Raw genomic sequence first — 17,781 nt, 5'->3', positions numbered from 1 at the left:
TCACCGCCGCTTCGCGTTGGCGCGGTCCTGCAGGCCTTCGCCGAGCAGGCTGAACCCCAGGACGCAGACGAACAGGGCCAGGCCGGGCGGGACCGAGGTCCACCACCGGCCGCCGACCACGTCCGCGGCACCCAGGCTGATCATGGCGCCCCACTCCGCCTCGGGGATGCTCACGCCCAGGCCGAGGAAGGAGAGCCCGGCCAGGGTGAGCATGGCCCAGCCGCAGTTCAGCGGCGCGATCACCCGGACCGGCGTGAGGCTGTTGGGCAGCAGGTGCCGCCAGAGCACGCCGACCGGCGACGCCCCGGAGGTGATCGCGGCGTCCACGAACGGCAGTTCCCGCAGCGACCGCACCTCGGCGCGGACCAGCCGGGCGTACGCCGGCGCGTTCACCGCCGCGATCGTGATGATCAGGTTGATGGTGCCGTTGCCGAGCAGCGCGGCCACCGCGAGCGCCAGGATGAACGTGGGGAACGACTGGAAGATGTCGACCACCCGCATCAGCACGTCGTCGAGCCAGCCGCCGAAGTAGCCGGCGACCAGGCCCAGCAGCGTGCCGACGACCACCGCGAGCGCCACGGCGGCCAGCGCGATGCCCAGGTCGAGCCGGGCGGCGTGGAGCACCCGGCTCCAGATGTCCATGCCGTTGCCGTCGGTGCCGAGCAGGTGGCTGCCGCCCGGCGCGACGAGCGTGTTCGCCGCGTCGATCTCGGTCTCGCCCCACTGGCTCAGCAGCGGCGCGAACACCGCCAGCAGCGCGACCACCGACAGGATGCTCGCCCCGGCGATGATCATGCGGCGGGCGAAACGGCTGTCCCGGTCGCCGCCGGGCACGACCACCGGCGCGGCGGCGGGACCGTCGGGGACGGTTCGCAGCTCGGCCATCAGAGCCTCACTCTCGGGTCGAGGATCGCGTGGACCACGTCGGCGATGAGGAAGACCAGCACGTAGCACAGCGCGATGACCAGCACCGACGCCTGCACGACCGGGTAGTCCCGGTAGAGCAGGCCGCGCAGGGCCCACTGGCCGAAGCCCTGCCACGAGTACACGTACTCAACGAGCACGGTGGAGCCGATCGCCGTGCCGAAGACCAGCGCGGCCAGCGACGGCAGCCGGACCAGCGTCGCCCGCAGCAGGTAGCCGTAGTGCAGCGTGCGGTCGCGCAGCCCGTGCGCCTTCGCCGCGGCGTACGACTCCGAGTGCAGCACCTCGAGCGCGGAGGCCCGGACGCTGCGCAGCAGCGGGGCGACCACGCCGACCACGAGGGTCAGCACCGGCAGCACCAGGTACGCCGCGGCCGAGGCGATCGCCGGCCCGTTGGCGGTGAGGACGGCGTCGACGAGGTCGGCGCCGGTGAGCGGGGTCAGGCCGGTGTCCGGGTCGACGCGGCCGTTCGGCGCCGGGAACCAACCGAGGATGCTGTAGCCGACGAGCACCAGCACCAGGCCGAGCCAGAACTCCGGTACGGAGTTGCCGACCAGCGCGAAGATCCGGACGCTGTGGTCGCCGGCCCGGTTGGCCCGCTTGGCCGACCAGATGCCCAGCACGGTCGCCACCACGAGCGCGATGCTCACCGAGATGACGACGAGTTCCAGGGTCGGACCCACCCGCAGCGCCATCTCCGAGCCCACGGAGCTGCCGCTCTGGATCGACGTCCCGAAGTCACCGGTGAGCAGCCCGCCGAGGTAGTCGAGGAACTGCTGCCACAGGGACTGGTCCAGCCCGAAGCGGGCCCGTGCGGCGGCGGCGTCCTCCTCGGTGGCGTTCTGCCCGAGGATGCTGCGGACCGGATCGCCCGGCAGTACCCGGACCAGGAGGAAGGCCAGGACGACCACTCCGAGCAGAACGGGGATCAGCTGGAGCAGTCGCCTGACGACGAAGCGGAAGATACGCATGGGTGGGTGGTGTCCCTAGGCCGATGCGCTCAGGTAGCGCAGGCGGGCGAGGCCGTCCATCGGCTGCACCCAGCCGGCGACGGACTCCCGGACGGGCAGATTGAAGTTGGGCTGGCAGATGACCACCCACGGCACGTCGGCGGCGAGGATCTCCTGGACCCGCTTCCACAGCGCGTTGCGGGCGGCCGTGTCGACAGTGGTGTGCGACTTCTCGTAGATCTGCTCGATCTCCGGGTTGCTGTAGTTCGAGTAGTTGAGGTTGGCGCCCTTGACGAAGCTGGTCGCCAGCATGTACTCGACGTCGTCCACCCAGAGCTGCCCGGAGGTGATCTGGAGCGGGATGTTCTTCTTGGTCCGCCGCTCGCCGAGCGTGGCCGGGTCCAGCGGGGTCAGCTTGAGCCGGATGCCGGCCTTGGCCGCCTCGCTCTGCACCTGGACGGCGATCTTCTGCTGCTCCTCGTTGTCGGCCTCGAAGACCAGCTCGGAGTCGAGCGATGCCCGGCCGGCGGCGGCCATGGCGGCCTTGGCCTTGTCCAGGTCGTAGGTGAACGGGTAGCCGCTCTCGTCGTAGCCGGGCATGTCCAGCGGGACCGGGCTCTTGGCCGCGCGGGCGTCGCCGCCGTACACGTTGTTGATGATCTGCTCGTAGGGCACCGCGTACGCGAGCGCCTTCCGGACGTTCACGTCGTTGAACGGCGCCGCGGTGACCGACATCTGGATGGCGACCTGGCGGTTGCTGGCCGCCGAGATGACCTTGATGCCCGGGGCCTTCTTCAGGTCCTGGATGTCGCGCTGGCTGATGCCCAGGGCGATGTCGATGTCACCGGCCTGGAGCTGGAGGCGCTGGTTGGACGCGGCCGGCACCACGGAGATCCGGATGGTCGGCGTCCTGGCCGGGTCCGGGCCCGGGTAGCCGGTGTTCGCGCTGAGTTCGATCTCCTGGCCCTGGGTGGCCTTGGCGACGTTGAAGTAGCCGCCGGTCGGCGGGTTCTTCGCGAACCACTCCTTGGCCCAGGGGTCGCTGGCGCTGGCGCGCTTCTTGGCCTCGACGGAGTCGAAGACGTACAGCGAGATCGCCTGGATCTGCCGGGTCAGAGCGCTCGGGAACGCCTGGTGGAACTCGACCGTGTAGTCGTCGACGACCTTGACCTGGTCGGCGCTGGTGAGGCCGATGGTGCGGTAGACGCCGGCGACGTTGGCCTGGGCGGCGAACGCGCGGTCCTTCGACCACTTCACGTCGGCGGCCTTCATCTCGTTGCCGCTGGCGAACTTCACGCCGCGGCGCAGCTTGAGCGTCCACACCTTCTGCTCGGAGTCCGGCTCGAACGACTCGGCGAACGTCGGGGTGATGTTCTGGGTGTCGAGGATCTGGCTGCCACCGGCGTTTGTGACCCCGTAGTCGATCAGGTACGGGAAGACGTTCTTGTAGAGCATCAACGCGGTCAGGTCGAAGCCGACGAAGTCCTGGTCCCAGCTCGACAGGTAGCTGGAGACGGCGATGCGCAGCGTCTTGGCGGAGGCGCCGCCGGACTTGCCGTCGGTCGACTTGTTGCCGCTGTCCGCGGCGCAGGCACCGGTGGCGAACAGGAGCGCGACGCTGCCACCCAACTGCAGGACGCCGCGGCGGGAGAGCGCGGGCGAGGAGGCGCCCGGACGGGGTGAACGAGCCATGAGAAGCCCTCCTAGAAGCACGAGGCGAATGGCCCGAGCTGCGGACCTACCTGGTGTTCTACCGGATTAGGCACGAGTGAACAATAGGGTGAACGGTGTTCACCGAACACGGCCGCGCCGTGACATCAGAGTGCTCCCGAAGTGCGGGACGACCCCGCTGAAAGCGTTCACGCAAGTTCACCGAACCGTTACGCACGGGAGATCGAACCGGGCTGGAAGAAGCCCGATGACCCGGGAGGGACACCCGGGTCGCTCCACCGCGTACCGGCGGCTCGGGCTCGCCGAGGCCGACCTCGCCCGCGCGCTCCTGTGAGCGCTCACCCGGCGGTCCGCCCGACATTCCCCCGGACCCGGCCAGTTGAACATGTTATCGATAACCTGCTATGTTCCGGCACGGGAGCGAAGGGCACGCTCCCCGTCACCCCCGCAACCGGCAAAGCGACCCGAGGCACCGTCCTCGCCGCCGCGCCGGTCGGTGACCAGTCCGGGCCGCTCCGCCGATGCACGCCGACGCAGGCGGCCAACGGACGACTTCGGCCCCGGCCGCACGCGCGGCTCCGCGCCCTCTTCGCAGGCGACGTCGGCATCGACGGACGGTTCGGCCTGCACCACCACCCAGGGCAAGGAGTCCAGCAATGGCGAAACGAACATCCCTCCTCTCCTCCATCGCCGCCGCGGCAGTGCTCCTCGCGGCGGCGGCCGGCGGCGCGCTCAGCGCCGGCTTCGGCGAGACGGCGCAGGCGTCGACAAACGGCACGCTCGCCGCGACCGCCGGCTGCGGCAAGGCCCCGACGCTGTCCAGCGGTACGCGCACCATCTCCAGCGGCGGCCAGAACCGCAGCTACATCCTGCGCATCCCGGACGGGTACGACCGCAACCGCCCGTACCGGCTGATCTTCGGGTTCCACTGGCTGAACGGCTCGGCGAACAACGTCGCCTCGGCCGGCTACTACGGCCTGCTGCCACTGTCGAACAACAGCACGATCTTCGTCGCGCCGCAGGGCATCGACAACGGCTGGGCCAACACCAACGGCCGGGACCTGACGCTGTTCGACGACATCTCCCGGCAGATCGAGAACGACCTCTGCGTCGACACCAGCCAGCGGTTCGCGCTCGGCTGGAGCTACGGCGGCGCGATGAGCTACGCGGTGGCCTGCGCCCGGCCCAACGTCGTCCGCGCGGTCACCGTGATCTCCGGCGCCAACCTCAGCGGCTGCAACGGCGGCACCCAGCCGGTCGCCTACTTCGGCATCCACGGCATCTACGACAGCGTCCTGAACATCTCCATGGGCCGGTCGCTGCGCGACACGTTCGTCCGCAACAACGGCTGCACCGCGCAGAGCCCGCGCGAGCCGAGCCGGGGCAGCCTCACCCACATCACCACCACGTACTCCGGCTGCCGCGAGGGCTACCCCGTGCAGTGGGCCGCGTTCGACGGCGACCACACCCCCAGCCCGGTCGACGGGTCGTCCAGCCCGAACGACTCCCGGACCTGGACGTCGGGGGAGATCTGGCGGTTCTTCAGCCAGTTCGCGTCCACCACGCCGCCGACCACGGCGCCGCCGACCACCGTGCCGCCGACCACGCCGCCGGTCACCACCGCACCGCCCACGACCCCGCCGGTCACGACGCCGCCGCCGGGTGAGCCGGGCGCGTGCACCGCGACCTACCGGACCGTGAACACCTGGCCGGGCGGCTACCAGGCCGAGGTCACGGTGGCGAACAACGGCGCCACCACGCTCAACGGCTGGACCGTACGCCTGACCCTGGCCTCCGGCCAGGCGATCAGCAGCCTCTGGAACGGCGTCAACACCGGCACCACCGGCTCGGTGTCGGTCCGCAACGCCGACTACAACGGCACTGTCGGCGCGAACGGCTCGACGACGTTCGGGTTCACCGCCACCGGAAACGGCGCCACCGCACCCAGCGGCGTCAGCTGCACCAGCCCCTGACCGGGCCGGGCGCCGATCCCCGCACGGGGAGCCGGGCCGTGGGGTGGCACCGCGCCGCCCCCGGCCCGGCACCAGTCGGGACAACGTGAGGTCCCGTCGGACGCCGGGATGTGCTCTAATTAACCCTGGTCGATGTTTGCGCTAACATTTGCAATCCCGCAGGCCATCGCCACCACCACCTCGGGACCGCAGCGCGACTCTTGTTAGCGTTTACACCGACGGCCATCCACAACTCGCGACACCCGGCCCCGCCGGCCGGACGGTCGCGCGTACCCGAGGAGCCGTCATGGTGATCCCCCGTCCCCGGCCCGCCCGATCCGGGCCACCACGTCTCGTCATACCCGCCCTGGTTCTCGCCCTGGCCGCCACCGGCGGCGGCCTGACCCTCGCCGCGACCCCCGCGCAGGCGGCCACCACGATCACCGTCAACGGCGCCTCCGGCGGCCAGACGTTCGACGGGGTCGGCGTGGTCAGCGGCGGCGGCGGCAACAGCCGGCTGCTGATCGACTATCCGGAGCCGCAACGCGGGCAGATCCTGGACTACCTGTTCAAGCCCGGCTACGGCGCCGCGCTGCAGATCCTCAAGGTGGAGATGGGCGGCGACACCAACTCCACCAGCGGCTCGGAGCCGAGCCACGAGCACGTCCGGGGCGACCTGAACTGCAACCGTGGCTACCAGTGGTGGATCATGGAGCAGGCCAAGGCACGCAACCCCGCCATCAAGCTGGCGGCGCTGCCCTGGGGTGCTCCCGGGTGGATCGGCAACGGAAACTTCATGTCCCAGGACATGATCAACTACTTCGTGGACTGGCTGGGCTGCGCGCGGCAGCACAACCTCACCATGGACTACATCACCGCCGCCCAGAACGAGAAGCGGACCGACGCGAACTGGACCATCAGCCTGCGTCAGGCGCTGAACGCCAACGGTTACAGCGGTGTGAAGATCATCTACGGGGACGACTACCCGGGCAGCTGGGGCCCGGCGAACGCCGTCGCCAGCAACACCACGCTGCGCAACAGCATCGACGTGCTCAGCGGCCACTACCCGTGCGGCTACCTGAGCGCGCAGACCACGTGCACCGTCTCGTCCACCGCCACCAGCACCGGCAAGACGCTGTGGAACAGCGAGGGCGGCTCGCAGGACTACAACGACGGCGCCAAGCCGCTCGCACGCGGCATCAACCGCGGCTACATCGACGGCCGGATGGTCGCCTACCTCAACTGGGACCTGATCGCCGCGATCACACCGAACCTGCCCTGGTCCACGGTCGGGCTGATCCTGGCCAACCAGCCCTGGTCCGGCTGGTACTCGGTCGGCAAGAACACCTGGGCGCTCGCGCACACCACCCAGTTCACCGCGCCCGGCTGGCGCTACCTCGACTCGTCCTCGGGCTACCTGGGCGGCAACCGCAACAACGGCAGCTACGTGTCGCTGCGCTCCCCCACCGGCGGCGACTACAGCACCGTCATCGAGACCGTGGACGCCACATCGGCGCAGCAGCTCACAATGAACGTCACCGGCGGGCTCTCCACCGGCCAGGTGCACGTCTGGTCCACGAACCTGAACTCGACGAACCCGAACGACTTCTTCGTCCGCGGCGCGGACATCACCCCGTCGGGCGGTTCGTTCTCGCTCACCGTCCAGCCCGGACACCTCTACACCGTCACCACGACCACCGGGCAGGGCAAGGGCACCGCCACCAGCCCGGCCCAGGGCTCGCTCGGCCTGCCGTACCGCGACGACTTCGACGGGTACGCCGCCGGTCGGATACCGAAGTACCTCCAGGACATGCAGGGCGCGTTCGAGACCGTCGGCTGCGGTGGCGGCCGGGCCGGCATGTGCCTGCGGCAGATGTCCGCGCAGGCGCCGATCACCTGGAAGACCCTCGCCGACCCGGCCACCTACGGCGGCAACCTGAGCTGGGGCAACTACACCGTCTCCGCCGACGTCCTGCTCGAACAGTCCGGCTACGCCCAGATCCAGGGCCGCGTCGGCACCACGAACCTCGACCCGATCGGCCGGTACAACGGCTACTTCCTGCGGGTCACCGACTCCGGCTCGTGGTCGATCCTGCGCAACAACACCGCCGGGCAGCTCGCCACGCTGCGCAGCGGAAACGTCGCGGCGCTGGGCACCGGCCGCTGGCACAGCCTCGCGCTGGGCTTCTCCGGCACCACCATCACCGCCACCATCGACGGCACGACCGTCGGCACGGTCACCGACTCCACGTTCGGCACCGGCCAGGTCGGCTTCGGCACCAGCCAGGGCGAGACCGCCCAGTTCGACAACCTGTCGGTCGTCGCCGGCCCGGGCGGCAACCCCGGGGGTACGAGCGGCGCGTGGCTCAACCCCAACTCGAGCCGCTGCCTGGACGTGCCGAACCAGTCCCAGACAAACGGCACCCAGACGACGTTGTGGGAGTGCAACGGCGGCACCAACCAGCAGTGGACGACGACCTCCGGCCGACAGCTCCAGGTGTACGGCACCAAGTGCCTCGACGCCGAGGGACAAAGCACCTCGTCCGGCACCCGGGTCATCATCTGGGACTGCAACGGCGGTGCCAACCAGCAGTGGAACGTCAACACCGACGGCACGATCACCGGCGTCCAGTCCGGACTGTGCCTGAGCCCGAACGGCGGCGGGACCGGCAACGCCACCCCGATCGTCCTGTCCGCCTGCACCGGCGGCAGCAGCCAGAAGTGGAGCCGGGCGTGACGGCCCGACCTTCGCCGACCGTACCCATCCGCCGCGGCGCGGCCTACCGGGGAGATGACCTGTGAACTCAACGCTATGGAGACCCGACCGCCGGACCAGACGATGGCTCGCGCTGGCCGTGACCATGCTCGCCCTGCTCGGGCTGGCCCCGGTCGTCGCCGGCGGGCTGAGCCCGACCGTCGCCCGGGCGGACAACCCGATCGTGCAGACCATCTACACGGCCGACCCGGCCCCGCTCGTGTACAACAATCGGGTCTACCTGTACACCGGCCACGACGAGGACAACTCGACCTGGTTCACCATGAAGGAGTGGCGGGTCTTCTCGTCCGACGACATGGTCAACTGGACCGACCACGGATCGCCGCTCAGCCTCGCCACGTTCAGCTGGGCCAAGCAGGACGCGTGGGCCGGCCAGGCGGTCCACCGCAACGGCAAGTTCTACTGGTACGTGCCGATGGTCGTGCGGGCCACCGGCCAGATGGGCATCGGGGTGGCGGTGGCGGACAGCCCCACCGGCCCGTTCCGCGACGCCATCGGGCGTCCGCTGGTGAGCAACGGCGAGATCGACCCGACCGTGTTCATCGACGACGACGGTCAGGCGTACCTGTACTGGGGCAACCCGCGCCTGTGGTACGTGAAGCTGAACGCGGACATGATCTCGTACTCGGGCAGCCCGACGCAGATCCCGCTGACCACAGCGGGCTTCGGGGCACGGACCGGTGACGCGAACCGGCCCACCCTCTACGAGGAGGGGCCGTGGGTGTACAAGCGCAACGGCCTCTACTACATGGCGTTCGCGGCCAAGTGCTGCTCCGAGTTCGTCGCCTACTCGACCGCGCCCGGGCCGCTGGGCCCGTGGACGTACCGCGGGACGATCATGCCGACCCAGGGCAGCAGCTTCACCAATCACCCCGGGATCATCGACTTCAAGGGCAACTCGTACTTCTTCTACCACAACGGCGCGTTGCCCGGCGGCGGCGGTTTCACCAGGTCGGTGGCGGTGGAGAAGTTCTCCTACGGCGCGGACGGCTCGATCCCCACGATCAACATGACCACCACCGGCGCCCCGCAGGTCGGCACCCTGGACCCGTACGCCCGGCAGGAGGCCGAGACGATGGCCTGGGGGCAGGGAGTGGAGACCGAGGCGTCCTCCCTGGGCGGGCGGAACGTCGGCTACATCGACAACGGGGACTACATCAAGGTCAAGGGCGTGGCCTTCGGCGCCGGCGCGACCAAGTTCACCGCGATGGTGGCCTCGGCCGGTAGCGGGGGGTCAATCGAGCTGCGCCTGGACAGCGTGACCGGCCCGCTGGTGGGCACCTGTCAGGTGACCCCCACCGGCGACTGGCAGACGTGGACCAACCCGAGCTGCCCGGTCAGCGGTGCCACCGGCACCCACGACCTCTACCTGCGGTTCACCGGCGGCAGCGGCTCGCTGTTCAACATCGACCACTGGTGGTTCACCTCCAGCCTCAGCGGCACCCCGCCGCCGGTCCCGCCGTCGACCCCGCCGCCCTCCTCTCCCCCGCCGCCCAGCACGCCGCCGCCGACCGGCGGCGCCTGCACCGCCACCTACCGCACCACCAACTCCTGGTCCGGCGGTTTCCAGGCCGAGGTGACGGTCACCGCCGGCGCCGCGGCACTCAACGGCTGGTCGGTGCGGTGGAACCTCGCCGGTGGCCAGAGCATCAGCCAGGTCTGGAGCGGCACGCTGAGCACCAGCGGATCCACGGCGACCGTCCGTAACGCGGCGTACAACGGCTCGGTGCCCGCGTCCGGCTCGACCACGTTCGGTTTCATCGCCGACGGCTCCCCGTCCACCCCGTCCCTGACCTGCACCAGCCCGTGAGAGGAGCGTTCATGCGTACGACAGTGAGGAGATGGCTCACCGCGGGCGCCGCGCTGGCCCTGCTGGCCGCCGGTGTGCTCACGCCCGCCGGCCCGGCGGTCGCCGAGTCCAACGGCGGCACCCGGGTGATGCCGCTCGGTGACTCCATCACCGAGGGCACCCAGGTGCCGGGCGGCTACCGGATCGGCCTGTGGCAGCGGCTGGCCGGCGGCGGCTACCGGGTCGACCTGGTCGGCTCCCAGTTCAACGGGCCGGGCAACCTCGGCGACCACGACCACGAGGGCCACCCCGGCTGGCGCATCGACCAGATCGACGCCAACATCACCGGCTGGCTGAACGCCTACCAGCCGCGCACCGTGCTGCTGCACATCGGCACCAACGACATCCTGCAGAACTACAACGTCTCGACGGCGCCCAACCGGCTCTCCTCGCTCATCGACCGCATCACCACCACGGCGCCGAACGCGGACGTGTTCGTCGCGCAGATCATCCCGCTCGCCAACTCCGGCCAGGCGGCGGCGGTGCGCACGTTCAACGCCGCGCTGCCCGGCATCGTGCAGTCGAAGGTGAACGCCGGCAAGCGGGTCCACCTGGTCGACCAGTACTCGGCGCTGACCACCGCCGACCTGATCGACGGCATCCACCCGACCGCCACCGGCTACGACAAGATGGCCGCGGTCTGGTACCGCGCGTTGCAGTCGGTGTCCGGCAGCATCGGCACCCCAGGCAGCAGCGGCGGCACGTACCAGAACGTGCAGCTCGTCGGCGCCGGCTCGGGCCGGTGCCTGGACGTGCCGAACGGCAGCACCACGAACGGCACCGCCGTGCAGCTGTACGACTGCTGGGGCGGCACCATGCAGCGCTGGACCTACACCTCGGCCAAGCAGTTGCAGGTGCTCGGCAACAAGTGCCTCGACGCGAGCGGGCGGGGCACCGCGAACGGCACCAGCGTGATCATCTGGGACTGCAACGGCCAGCCCAACCAGCAGTGGAACCTCAACGCCAACGGCACGATCAGCGGCGTCCAGTCCGGGCGCTGCCTGGACGCGGCCGGCTACGGCACCGCCAACGGGACCAGGATCAACCTCTGGGACTGCCACGGCGGCACCAACCAGCAGTGGAGCGCACGCGCCTGACCGGCGTGCGACGGGCTCCCCGGCGGGCGACACCGCCGGGGAGCCCGTCCGGGCGGCGCCCGCCGCATGACCAGCGGCGGGCCCGGCGGGTACGTAGAGTGAGAGCCATGTCGAAGCCGCCGCTGCCCGAGCCCGCCGTCGCCATGCTGGGCAAGCCGAATCCCGCCGTCATCGCCACGCTGCGCGACGGCCAGCCGGTGTCCGCGGCCACCTGGTACCTGTGGGAGGACGGCCGCGTCCTGGTGAACATGGACGAGGGCCGCCGCCGGCTGGCACACCTGCGCAGCGATCCCCGGGTCTCCCTGACCGTGCTGGACGAGGGGAACTGGTACACCCACGTCAGCCTGATCGGGCGGGTGGTCGAGCTGCGCGACGACGAGGGCCTGGCGGACATCGACCGGATCTCGCAGCACTACACCGGGAAGCCGTACCCCCGGCGGGACCGCGCCCGGGTCAGCGCCTGGATCGAGATCGAGCGCTGGCACGGGTGGGGCGCGCACAAGGACAACAGCCAGACCGGCTGACGGCGCCCCCACGATGTCCGACCCATGCGGAAGAGTGTCGGGCATGAGTGAGCCGTACGACCCGAAGGCAGCGCTGCACCACTACCTGCGCGCGATCCGGGAGAACCTGATCTGGAAGCTCGACGGGCTGAGCGAACGTGAGGCCCGGCTCCCCCGCACCGCGACCGGGAACAACCTGCTGGGGGTGCTCAAGCACTGCCTGAACGTCGAGGCCGGCTACTTCGGGCCCACGTTCGGCCGCGAGTTCCCCACACCGGCGGAGCTGGTCGCCGCCGAGACGTTCGACGCGGACCCGCAGGCCGACTGGTACGCCCGCGAGGACGAGACCAAGGACGGGCTGATCGACCTGTACCGCCGGGTCGGCGCGTTCGCGGACGAGACGATCGAGACGCTGCCGCTGGACGCGCCGGGGCGGGTGCCGTGGTGGCAGCCGGGCCGGCAGGACGTGACGCTGCACCAGGTCATCGTGCACGTCTGCGTCGACCTGGCCCGGCATGCCGGGCACGCCGATGTCATGCGTGAGCAGCACGACGCGGCGATCGGGCTGGGGCGGGACAACCGGAACGTTCCCGAGGGCTACGACTGGCCGGCGTACGTCAGTAAGCTGTCGGCGCTCGCCGACCGGTTCGCGTAGGCGGCCTTCCGGTATGGCGGGCCGGAAGTTTCAACCATATTTCGGACAGCGGATCGACAGGACCAGCAGCATCGTGAAGCATCTATCCCATGAAGATCCGGCCCGCCGTCGCCCCGCCGACCGCTGAGGACACCGGTCCCGCGCAGCCCCCCGCCGACCGGCCCTCGGACGACCGCCCCACGGACGAGCGCCCGTCGGACGGCAGGCGCCGGTGGCGGCCGAACCCGGAGTGGACGCTGGCGATCCTGGGTAGCCTGCTGCTGGCGGTGGTGCTGACCTGGCCGACGATGCGGCACCCGGCGACCACGATCCCGGGCGACCTCGGCGACCCGACGTTGCAGGCGTGGCAGGTCGCCTGGTCCGGGCACGCCCTGCTAAGCGATCCGGCGAACCTCTGGAACTCGAACACGTTCTATCCGGAGCGCTACACCTACGCCTACAGCGACACCCTGCTCGGGTACGCCCCGTTCGGGATGCTCGGCTCCGGCTTCGAGGCCGCGGTGATCCGCTACAACGTGCTCTACGTGCTGCTGCACGCGCTGGCGTTCCTCGGGGCGTACGCGCTGGCCCGGCAGCTCGGCGCCAACCGCTGGGGCGGTGCGGTCGCCGGGATCGCGTGGGCGTACGCGCCCTGGCGGCTGGCGCACTCCGGTCACCTGAACATCCTGTCCAGTGGCGGGATCGCGCTGGCGCTGGCGATGCTGGCCCGCGGTCACGGCTGGTCGCTACGCCACGGCTACCGGCCGGAACGACGCAAGCCCGGCTGGGCGGTGGCCGGGTGGCTCGTCGCGGCCTGGCAGGTCACGCTCGGCTTCGGCATCGGGCTGCCGCTCGTCTACTTCCTGCTGGCTGCCGTGCTGGTGGCGGCCGGCTGCTACGGCTGGTCCTGGTGGCGCAAGCGGGAGCGGCCACCGTTCGGCCGGCGGCTGCTGATCGCCGACCTGGCCGGCGGCGCCGTGTTCGGCACCGTGACGCTGCTGCTCGGGCTGGTCTACCTGCGCGTGGTCGACCTCAACCCGCAGGCCGTCCGCTCGCTGGACTGGACGAAGATGTTCTCCCCGCCGCTGATCGGGTTCATCACCGCGCCCGGCGACTCGTGGTTGTGGGGGGAACGGCACGCCGCCGCCCGCGAACAGCTGACCTGGCCGCCGGAGATGGCACTGCTGCCCGGCATGACGCTGATCGGGCTGGCCGCGGCGGGGTTGTTCGTCTCGGCGTTCCCGGTGCGGCACCGGGTCGCGCTGGGGCTCGGCGTGACCGGCACCGTGCTGCTGGGCCTGGGCGCCACGCTCGGCGGCGACGGCGACCCCGGCTACCTGACGTTGTCAAACCTCCTGCCGGGCTGGGACGCGTTGCGCACCCCGGGCCGGATGATGCACTGGACCAGCCTGCTGCTCGCCGTGCTGGCGGCCGGGCTGCTGACAGCGCTGGCCGAGTCGTGGCGCCGGCCCGCCGCCGCGCGCGCGTCCCGGGCGGTGGCGGCGCTGGTCCTGCTGGTGCCGCTCGCCCTGGTCACGCTGGAGGGCGTGAACCGCACGCCGCACCCGGTGGTGCCGACGCCACCGGCGGCGATGCGGACCGCGCCGGAACCGATGCTGGTGCTGCCCGCCGGCGGGGTGGGCGACCTGAACTACATGCTGTGGTCGACCGACGGATTCCCCCGGATCACCAACGGGCTCGGCGGTTTCGAGCCGGTCACCCAGGCCCAGACACGGGTCGCCGTGGCGACGTTCCCCGACGCGGGCAGCGTGGCGTACCTGCGCGGAATCGGCGTGCGGTCGGTCGTCGCGGTGCCGAGCCGCGCGGCGGGTACGCCGTGGGAGGGCATCGAGACCCGGCCGGTCGACGGGCTGGGCATCACCCGGGAGGAAGTCGATGGCACGCTTGTCTACCGCCTCTGACGCCGTGGGCACCGGCCCCGCATGCCCGGGCCGGGCGGGGTGAGCGCCGTGCGGTTGTCGGTGGTGGTGCCCTGCTTCAACGAGGAAGCGTCGGTGGAGCGGCTGCACGAGATGCTCAGCGTCGCGTTCGCCGAGCTCACCGATGTGGACGTCGAGGTGGTGTACGTCGACGACGGAAGCGAGGACGGCACGCTGGTGGCACTGCGCCGGCTCGCCGCCGCCGACCCAGCCGTCTGCTACACGTCGCTGAGCCGCAACTTCGGCAAGGAGGCGGCCATGCTCGCCGGCCTGCGCCGGGCCACCGGCGACGCGGTGGTCATCATGGACGCCGACCTGCAGCACCCGCCGCGGTTGCTGCCCGAGATGGTGATGCTCTACCGCCAGGGCTTCGACCAGGTGATCGCCCGCCGGGACCGCCGTGGTGACCGGTTCATCCGGATGGTCGCCTCGCGCTCCTTCTACCGCCTGGTCAACTGGTGGATAGACGTACGCCTGCTCGACGGCGCCGGCGACTTCCGGCTGCTTTCCCGGCTCGCGGTGAACGCGATCCTGGCGATGCCGGAGTACAACCGCTTCTCCAAGGGCCTGTTCTCGTGGATCGGTTTCCGCACCGCCGTGGTGGCGCACCGCAACGAGACCCGGCAGGCCGGGCGGAGCCGCTGGACGTTCGGCAAGCTGTTCAACTACGCGTTCGACGGCCTGCTGTCGTTCAACAACCGGCCGCTGCGCCTGGCGATCTACGGCGGCCTGTTCCTCACGCTCATCGCCGTGGGCTACATGGCCTGGGTGGTCGCGGACGCCGTGGAGAAGGGCATCGACGTGCCCGGCTACACCACGATCATCGTCAGCGTGATCGGGCTCGGCGGCATCCAGATGATGATCCTCGGGGTGATCGGCGAGTACATCGGCCGGATCTACTACGAGACCAAACGCCGTCCGCACTATCTCGTGCAGGAGACCGAGCGCGTCGTCGATGCCCCCGGCCGGACCTCCCGGATTCCGGAGCAGCGTACGGCCACCGGCGAATCGATGGCCGGCGAAACCGGCTGAGCAACCCCGATCGGTGGGTGCCGATAGGCGCAGAATCGTTCTCTTTTCGCAGGTGGCGGGCGGTTGCTATGGTCGCCCGCGACGCCGGAGACCGGCGCCGAGGAAAGGGTTGCGATGGGGCTGATGGACAAGCTCCGGGGCGAACTCATCGACATCATCGAGTGGCTGGACGACAGCCGCGACACGATCGTCTGGCGGTTCCCCCGGTATCAGAACGAGATCAAGATGGGCGCCCAACTGGTCGTCCGGGAGTCCCAGACGGCGGTGTTCGTCAACGAGGGGAAGATCGCCGACGTCTTCACTCCGGGGACGTACACGCTGGAGACCCGCAACCTGCCGATCCTGTCCACCCTGAAGGGCTGGAAGTACGGCTTCAACTCGCCGTTCAAGGCCGAGGTGTACTTCGTCAACACCCGGCAGTTCACCGACATGAAGTGGGGCACCCAGAACCCGGTCATCCTGCGCGACGCCGAGTTCGGCGTGGTCCGGGTACGGGCGTTCGGCGCCTTCGCGGCCCGCGTGGTGGACGCGTCGCGCCTGCTGCGGGAACTGGTCGGCACCGACCCGCAGTTCCGCACCGAGGAGGTGCAGGAGTACCTGCGGCAGCTCATGGTGGGACGCCTCGGCGGCGCGCTCGCCACGGCCGGCGTGCCGCTGCTGGACCTCGCCGCGCACCAGGACGCGATCGGCCGGCGGCTGGCCGCCGTGCTGACCGAGGAACTGGCCGAAGTCGGCATCGCGATCCCCAAGTTCGTCATCGAGAACGTGTCTGTGCCGCCGGAGGTCGAGCAGGCGCTGGACAAGCGGACCAGCATGGGCGCGGTCGGTGACCTGGACCGGTACACCCGTTTCCAGGCCGCGAACGCGATGGAGGCCGCGGCGAACAACCCGGGTGGCGAGGCGGGCGCGGGCATCGGCCTGGGCATGGGCATGGCGATGGGCCAGCAGATGGCCCGGTCGATGGGCGGTGGCGCGGCCACGCAGCCGGCGCAGCTGGCCGCCGCCGAGCCGCCGCCGCTGCCGGGCCAGGCCCAGTGGTACGTCGGCGTCGGCGGCCAGCGCCAGGGTCCGTACGACCTCGGCGCGCTGGCCGAGCAGGCGAACGCGGGCGCGCTCGGCGCGGACACGCTCGTCTGGCGTACCGGGATGGCGCAGTGGCAGCCCGCCGGGCAGGTGCCCGAGCTGGCGTCGGTGCTCGCCAGCGTCCCGCCGCCGCTTCCGCCGCAATGAGCGACACGGCTGTCTCGCCGCCCTCCTACCAGTGCGGGGGGTGCGGCGCCCGGGTCGAGTTCGCACCCGGCACGACCGCGCTGAGCTGCCCGTACTGCGGGCACCGGCAGGAGATCGCCGGTGCCGGCCGGGAGGTGCGCGAGCATGCGTACGCGGAACTGGCGTCGCTGCCCCGCAAGCCGGTGGCGAGCGTCGGCGCGCACACGTTCGTCTGCCCGGGCTGCGGCGCACGGACGGAGAGCGACGCGCTGGCGCAGCGCTGCCAGTTCTGCGCGGCTCCCCTGGTGGCCGACGCCGGGGCGGGTGAGCTGATCGCGCCGGAGGCGGTGCTGCCGTTCGCCGTCGACCGCAACGGTGTGCGGACGGCCCTGGGCCAGTGGTGCCGCAGCCGCTGGTTCGCGCCCGGGAGCCTGAAGAAGATCAGCGAGGCGGAGACGCTGAAGGGCACGTACCTTCCGCACTGGACGTTCGACGCGCGGACCGTGTCGGACTACCAGGGTCAGCGGGGCGAGCACTACTACGTCACCGAGACGTACACGGTGACGGTCGACGGCAAGCAGGAGACGCGGACCCGGCAGGTGCGGCACACCCGGTGGCATCCGGCCGCCGGGACCGTACGCCGGGACTTCGACGACGTGCTGGTGCCCGCCACCACCCACCTGCCCACCGAGCAGTTGGACAAGCTGGCGCCGTGGCCGCTGGCCGAGGCGGCCGCGTTCCACGGTGACTACCTGGCCGGATACCAGGCGCTGCGGTACGACACCGAGCCCGAGGCGGGCCTGACCGAGGCGAAGGCGCGGATGGCTCCGGTCATCGAGGGGGACTGCCGGTCGGACATCGGCGGTGACGAGCAGCGGGTGTCCGCCGTGGACACCACGTACTCCGACGTGTCGTACAAGCTGGTCCTGCTGCCGGTGTGGATCGCCGCGTACCTGCACGCGGGCCGGTCGTACCAGGTGCTGGTGAACGCCCGCACCGGTGAGGTCATCGGCGAGCGTCCCTACAGCACGGCGAAGATCGTGGCGGCGGTGCTGGCCGCGCTGGCGCTCGTCGCGCTCGTGGTGGCGTACGCGATGAACCGCTGACGCGTACGGGCCACCGGTGTGCCGCACCGGTGGCCCGTACGCATCGCGCGAGGGGAGATGTCCGAGCGGCCGATGTGCCGCCGCGCGGGTCCACAGCAGAGTGAGGGCACCACCACCATCGGCCGGGCGGCGACGGAG

At 70.7% G+C, this 17,781-nt stretch carries 13 protein-coding genes; 10 read left to right on the top strand and 3 right to left on the bottom strand.

Annotation, left to right across the window (positions count from 1 at the left end; translation table 11 throughout):
* From O7546_RS07675 to O7546_RS07665, 3 genes are read right to left on the bottom strand one after another with little or no spacing between them, the layout of a single operon-like run.
* Positions 1-885, bottom strand: a complete 885-nt coding sequence (locus tag O7546_RS07675) for an ABC transporter permease (RefSeq protein WP_194800793.1) — start codon at positions 883-885, stop codon at positions 1-3.
* The gene (locus O7546_RS07670; protein WP_013285149.1) at positions 885-1,895 is read right to left on the bottom strand and encodes an ABC transporter permease; all 1,011 of its coding nucleotides are present in this window, start codon (positions 1,893-1,895) and stop codon (positions 885-887) included. The genes O7546_RS07675 and O7546_RS07670 overlap by 1 nt, the downstream gene beginning before the upstream one ends.
* A 15-nt stretch (positions 1,896-1,910) precedes the next feature.
* Positions 1,911-3,566, bottom strand: a complete 1,656-nt coding sequence (locus tag O7546_RS07665) for an ABC transporter substrate-binding protein (RefSeq protein WP_194800792.1) — start codon at positions 3,564-3,566, stop codon at positions 1,911-1,913.
* 635 nt (positions 3,567-4,201) lie between these two features.
* Between O7546_RS07665 and O7546_RS07660 the strand changes: the two genes are divergently transcribed.
* The 10 genes from O7546_RS07660 (at position 4,202) to O7546_RS07615 (ending at position 17,643) form a co-directional block, all read left to right on the top strand.
* Positions 4,202-5,518 carry a cellulose binding domain-containing protein gene (locus O7546_RS07660; RefSeq protein WP_194800791.1) on the top strand — a complete coding sequence of 439 codons (1,317 nt, stop codon included), beginning with the start codon at positions 4,202-4,204 and terminating at the stop codon, positions 5,516-5,518.
* Between the two features lie 286 nt (positions 5,519-5,804).
* On the top strand, positions 5,805-8,234 hold the full coding sequence (locus O7546_RS07655; protein ID WP_269696443.1) for a ricin-type beta-trefoil lectin domain protein: 2,430 nt from the start codon (positions 5,805-5,807) through the stop codon (positions 8,232-8,234).
* A gap of 124 nt (positions 8,235-8,358) precedes the next feature.
* Positions 8,359-10,083, top strand: a complete 1,725-nt coding sequence (locus O7546_RS07650) for a family 43 glycosylhydrolase (protein ID WP_194801036.1) — start codon at positions 8,359-8,361, stop codon at positions 10,081-10,083.
* Positions 10,084-10,094: 11 nt separating this feature from the next.
* Positions 10,095-11,219: a ricin-type beta-trefoil lectin domain protein gene (locus tag O7546_RS07645; protein WP_194800789.1), complete on the top strand. Its 1,125-nt coding sequence runs from the start codon at positions 10,095-10,097 to the stop codon at positions 11,217-11,219.
* A 107-nt stretch (positions 11,220-11,326) separates the two neighbouring features.
* Complete coding sequence (locus O7546_RS07640) at positions 11,327-11,743, top strand: PPOX class F420-dependent oxidoreductase (protein WP_194800788.1); 417 nt, start codon at positions 11,327-11,329, stop codon at positions 11,741-11,743.
* A 43-nt stretch (positions 11,744-11,786) separates the two neighbouring features.
* Positions 11,787-12,377: a DinB family protein gene (locus O7546_RS07635; protein ID WP_194800787.1), complete on the top strand. Its 591-nt coding sequence runs from the start codon at positions 11,787-11,789 to the stop codon at positions 12,375-12,377.
* Between the two features lie 89 nt (positions 12,378-12,466).
* Positions 12,467-14,278: a hypothetical protein gene (locus tag O7546_RS07630; RefSeq protein ID WP_281600663.1), complete on the top strand. Its 1,812-nt coding sequence runs from the start codon at positions 12,467-12,469 to the stop codon at positions 14,276-14,278.
* A 39-nt stretch (positions 14,279-14,317) separates the two neighbouring features.
* Positions 14,318-15,328, top strand: a complete 1,011-nt coding sequence (locus O7546_RS07625) for a glycosyltransferase family 2 protein (protein WP_269698059.1) — start codon at positions 14,318-14,320, stop codon at positions 15,326-15,328.
* Between the two features lie 114 nt (positions 15,329-15,442).
* The gene (locus O7546_RS07620) at positions 15,443-16,558 is read left to right on the top strand and encodes an SPFH domain-containing protein (RefSeq protein ID WP_194800785.1); all 1,116 of its coding nucleotides are present in this window, start codon (positions 15,443-15,445) and stop codon (positions 16,556-16,558) included.
* Positions 16,555-17,643, top strand: a complete 1,089-nt coding sequence (locus O7546_RS07615; RefSeq protein WP_194800784.1) for a hypothetical protein — start codon at positions 16,555-16,557, stop codon at positions 17,641-17,643. The genes O7546_RS07620 and O7546_RS07615 overlap by 4 nt, the downstream gene beginning before the upstream one ends.
* Positions 17,644-17,781: the final 138 nt, after the last annotated feature.

The sequence above is a fragment of the Micromonospora sp. WMMA1976 genome (genome assembly GCF_027497335.1).
GTDB lineage: Bacteria > Actinomycetota > Actinomycetes > Mycobacteriales > Micromonosporaceae > Micromonospora > Micromonospora aurantiaca.
The sequence above is the reverse complement of the archived record's forward strand: the minus strand, read 5'-3'. Positions and strand labels throughout refer to the sequence as shown.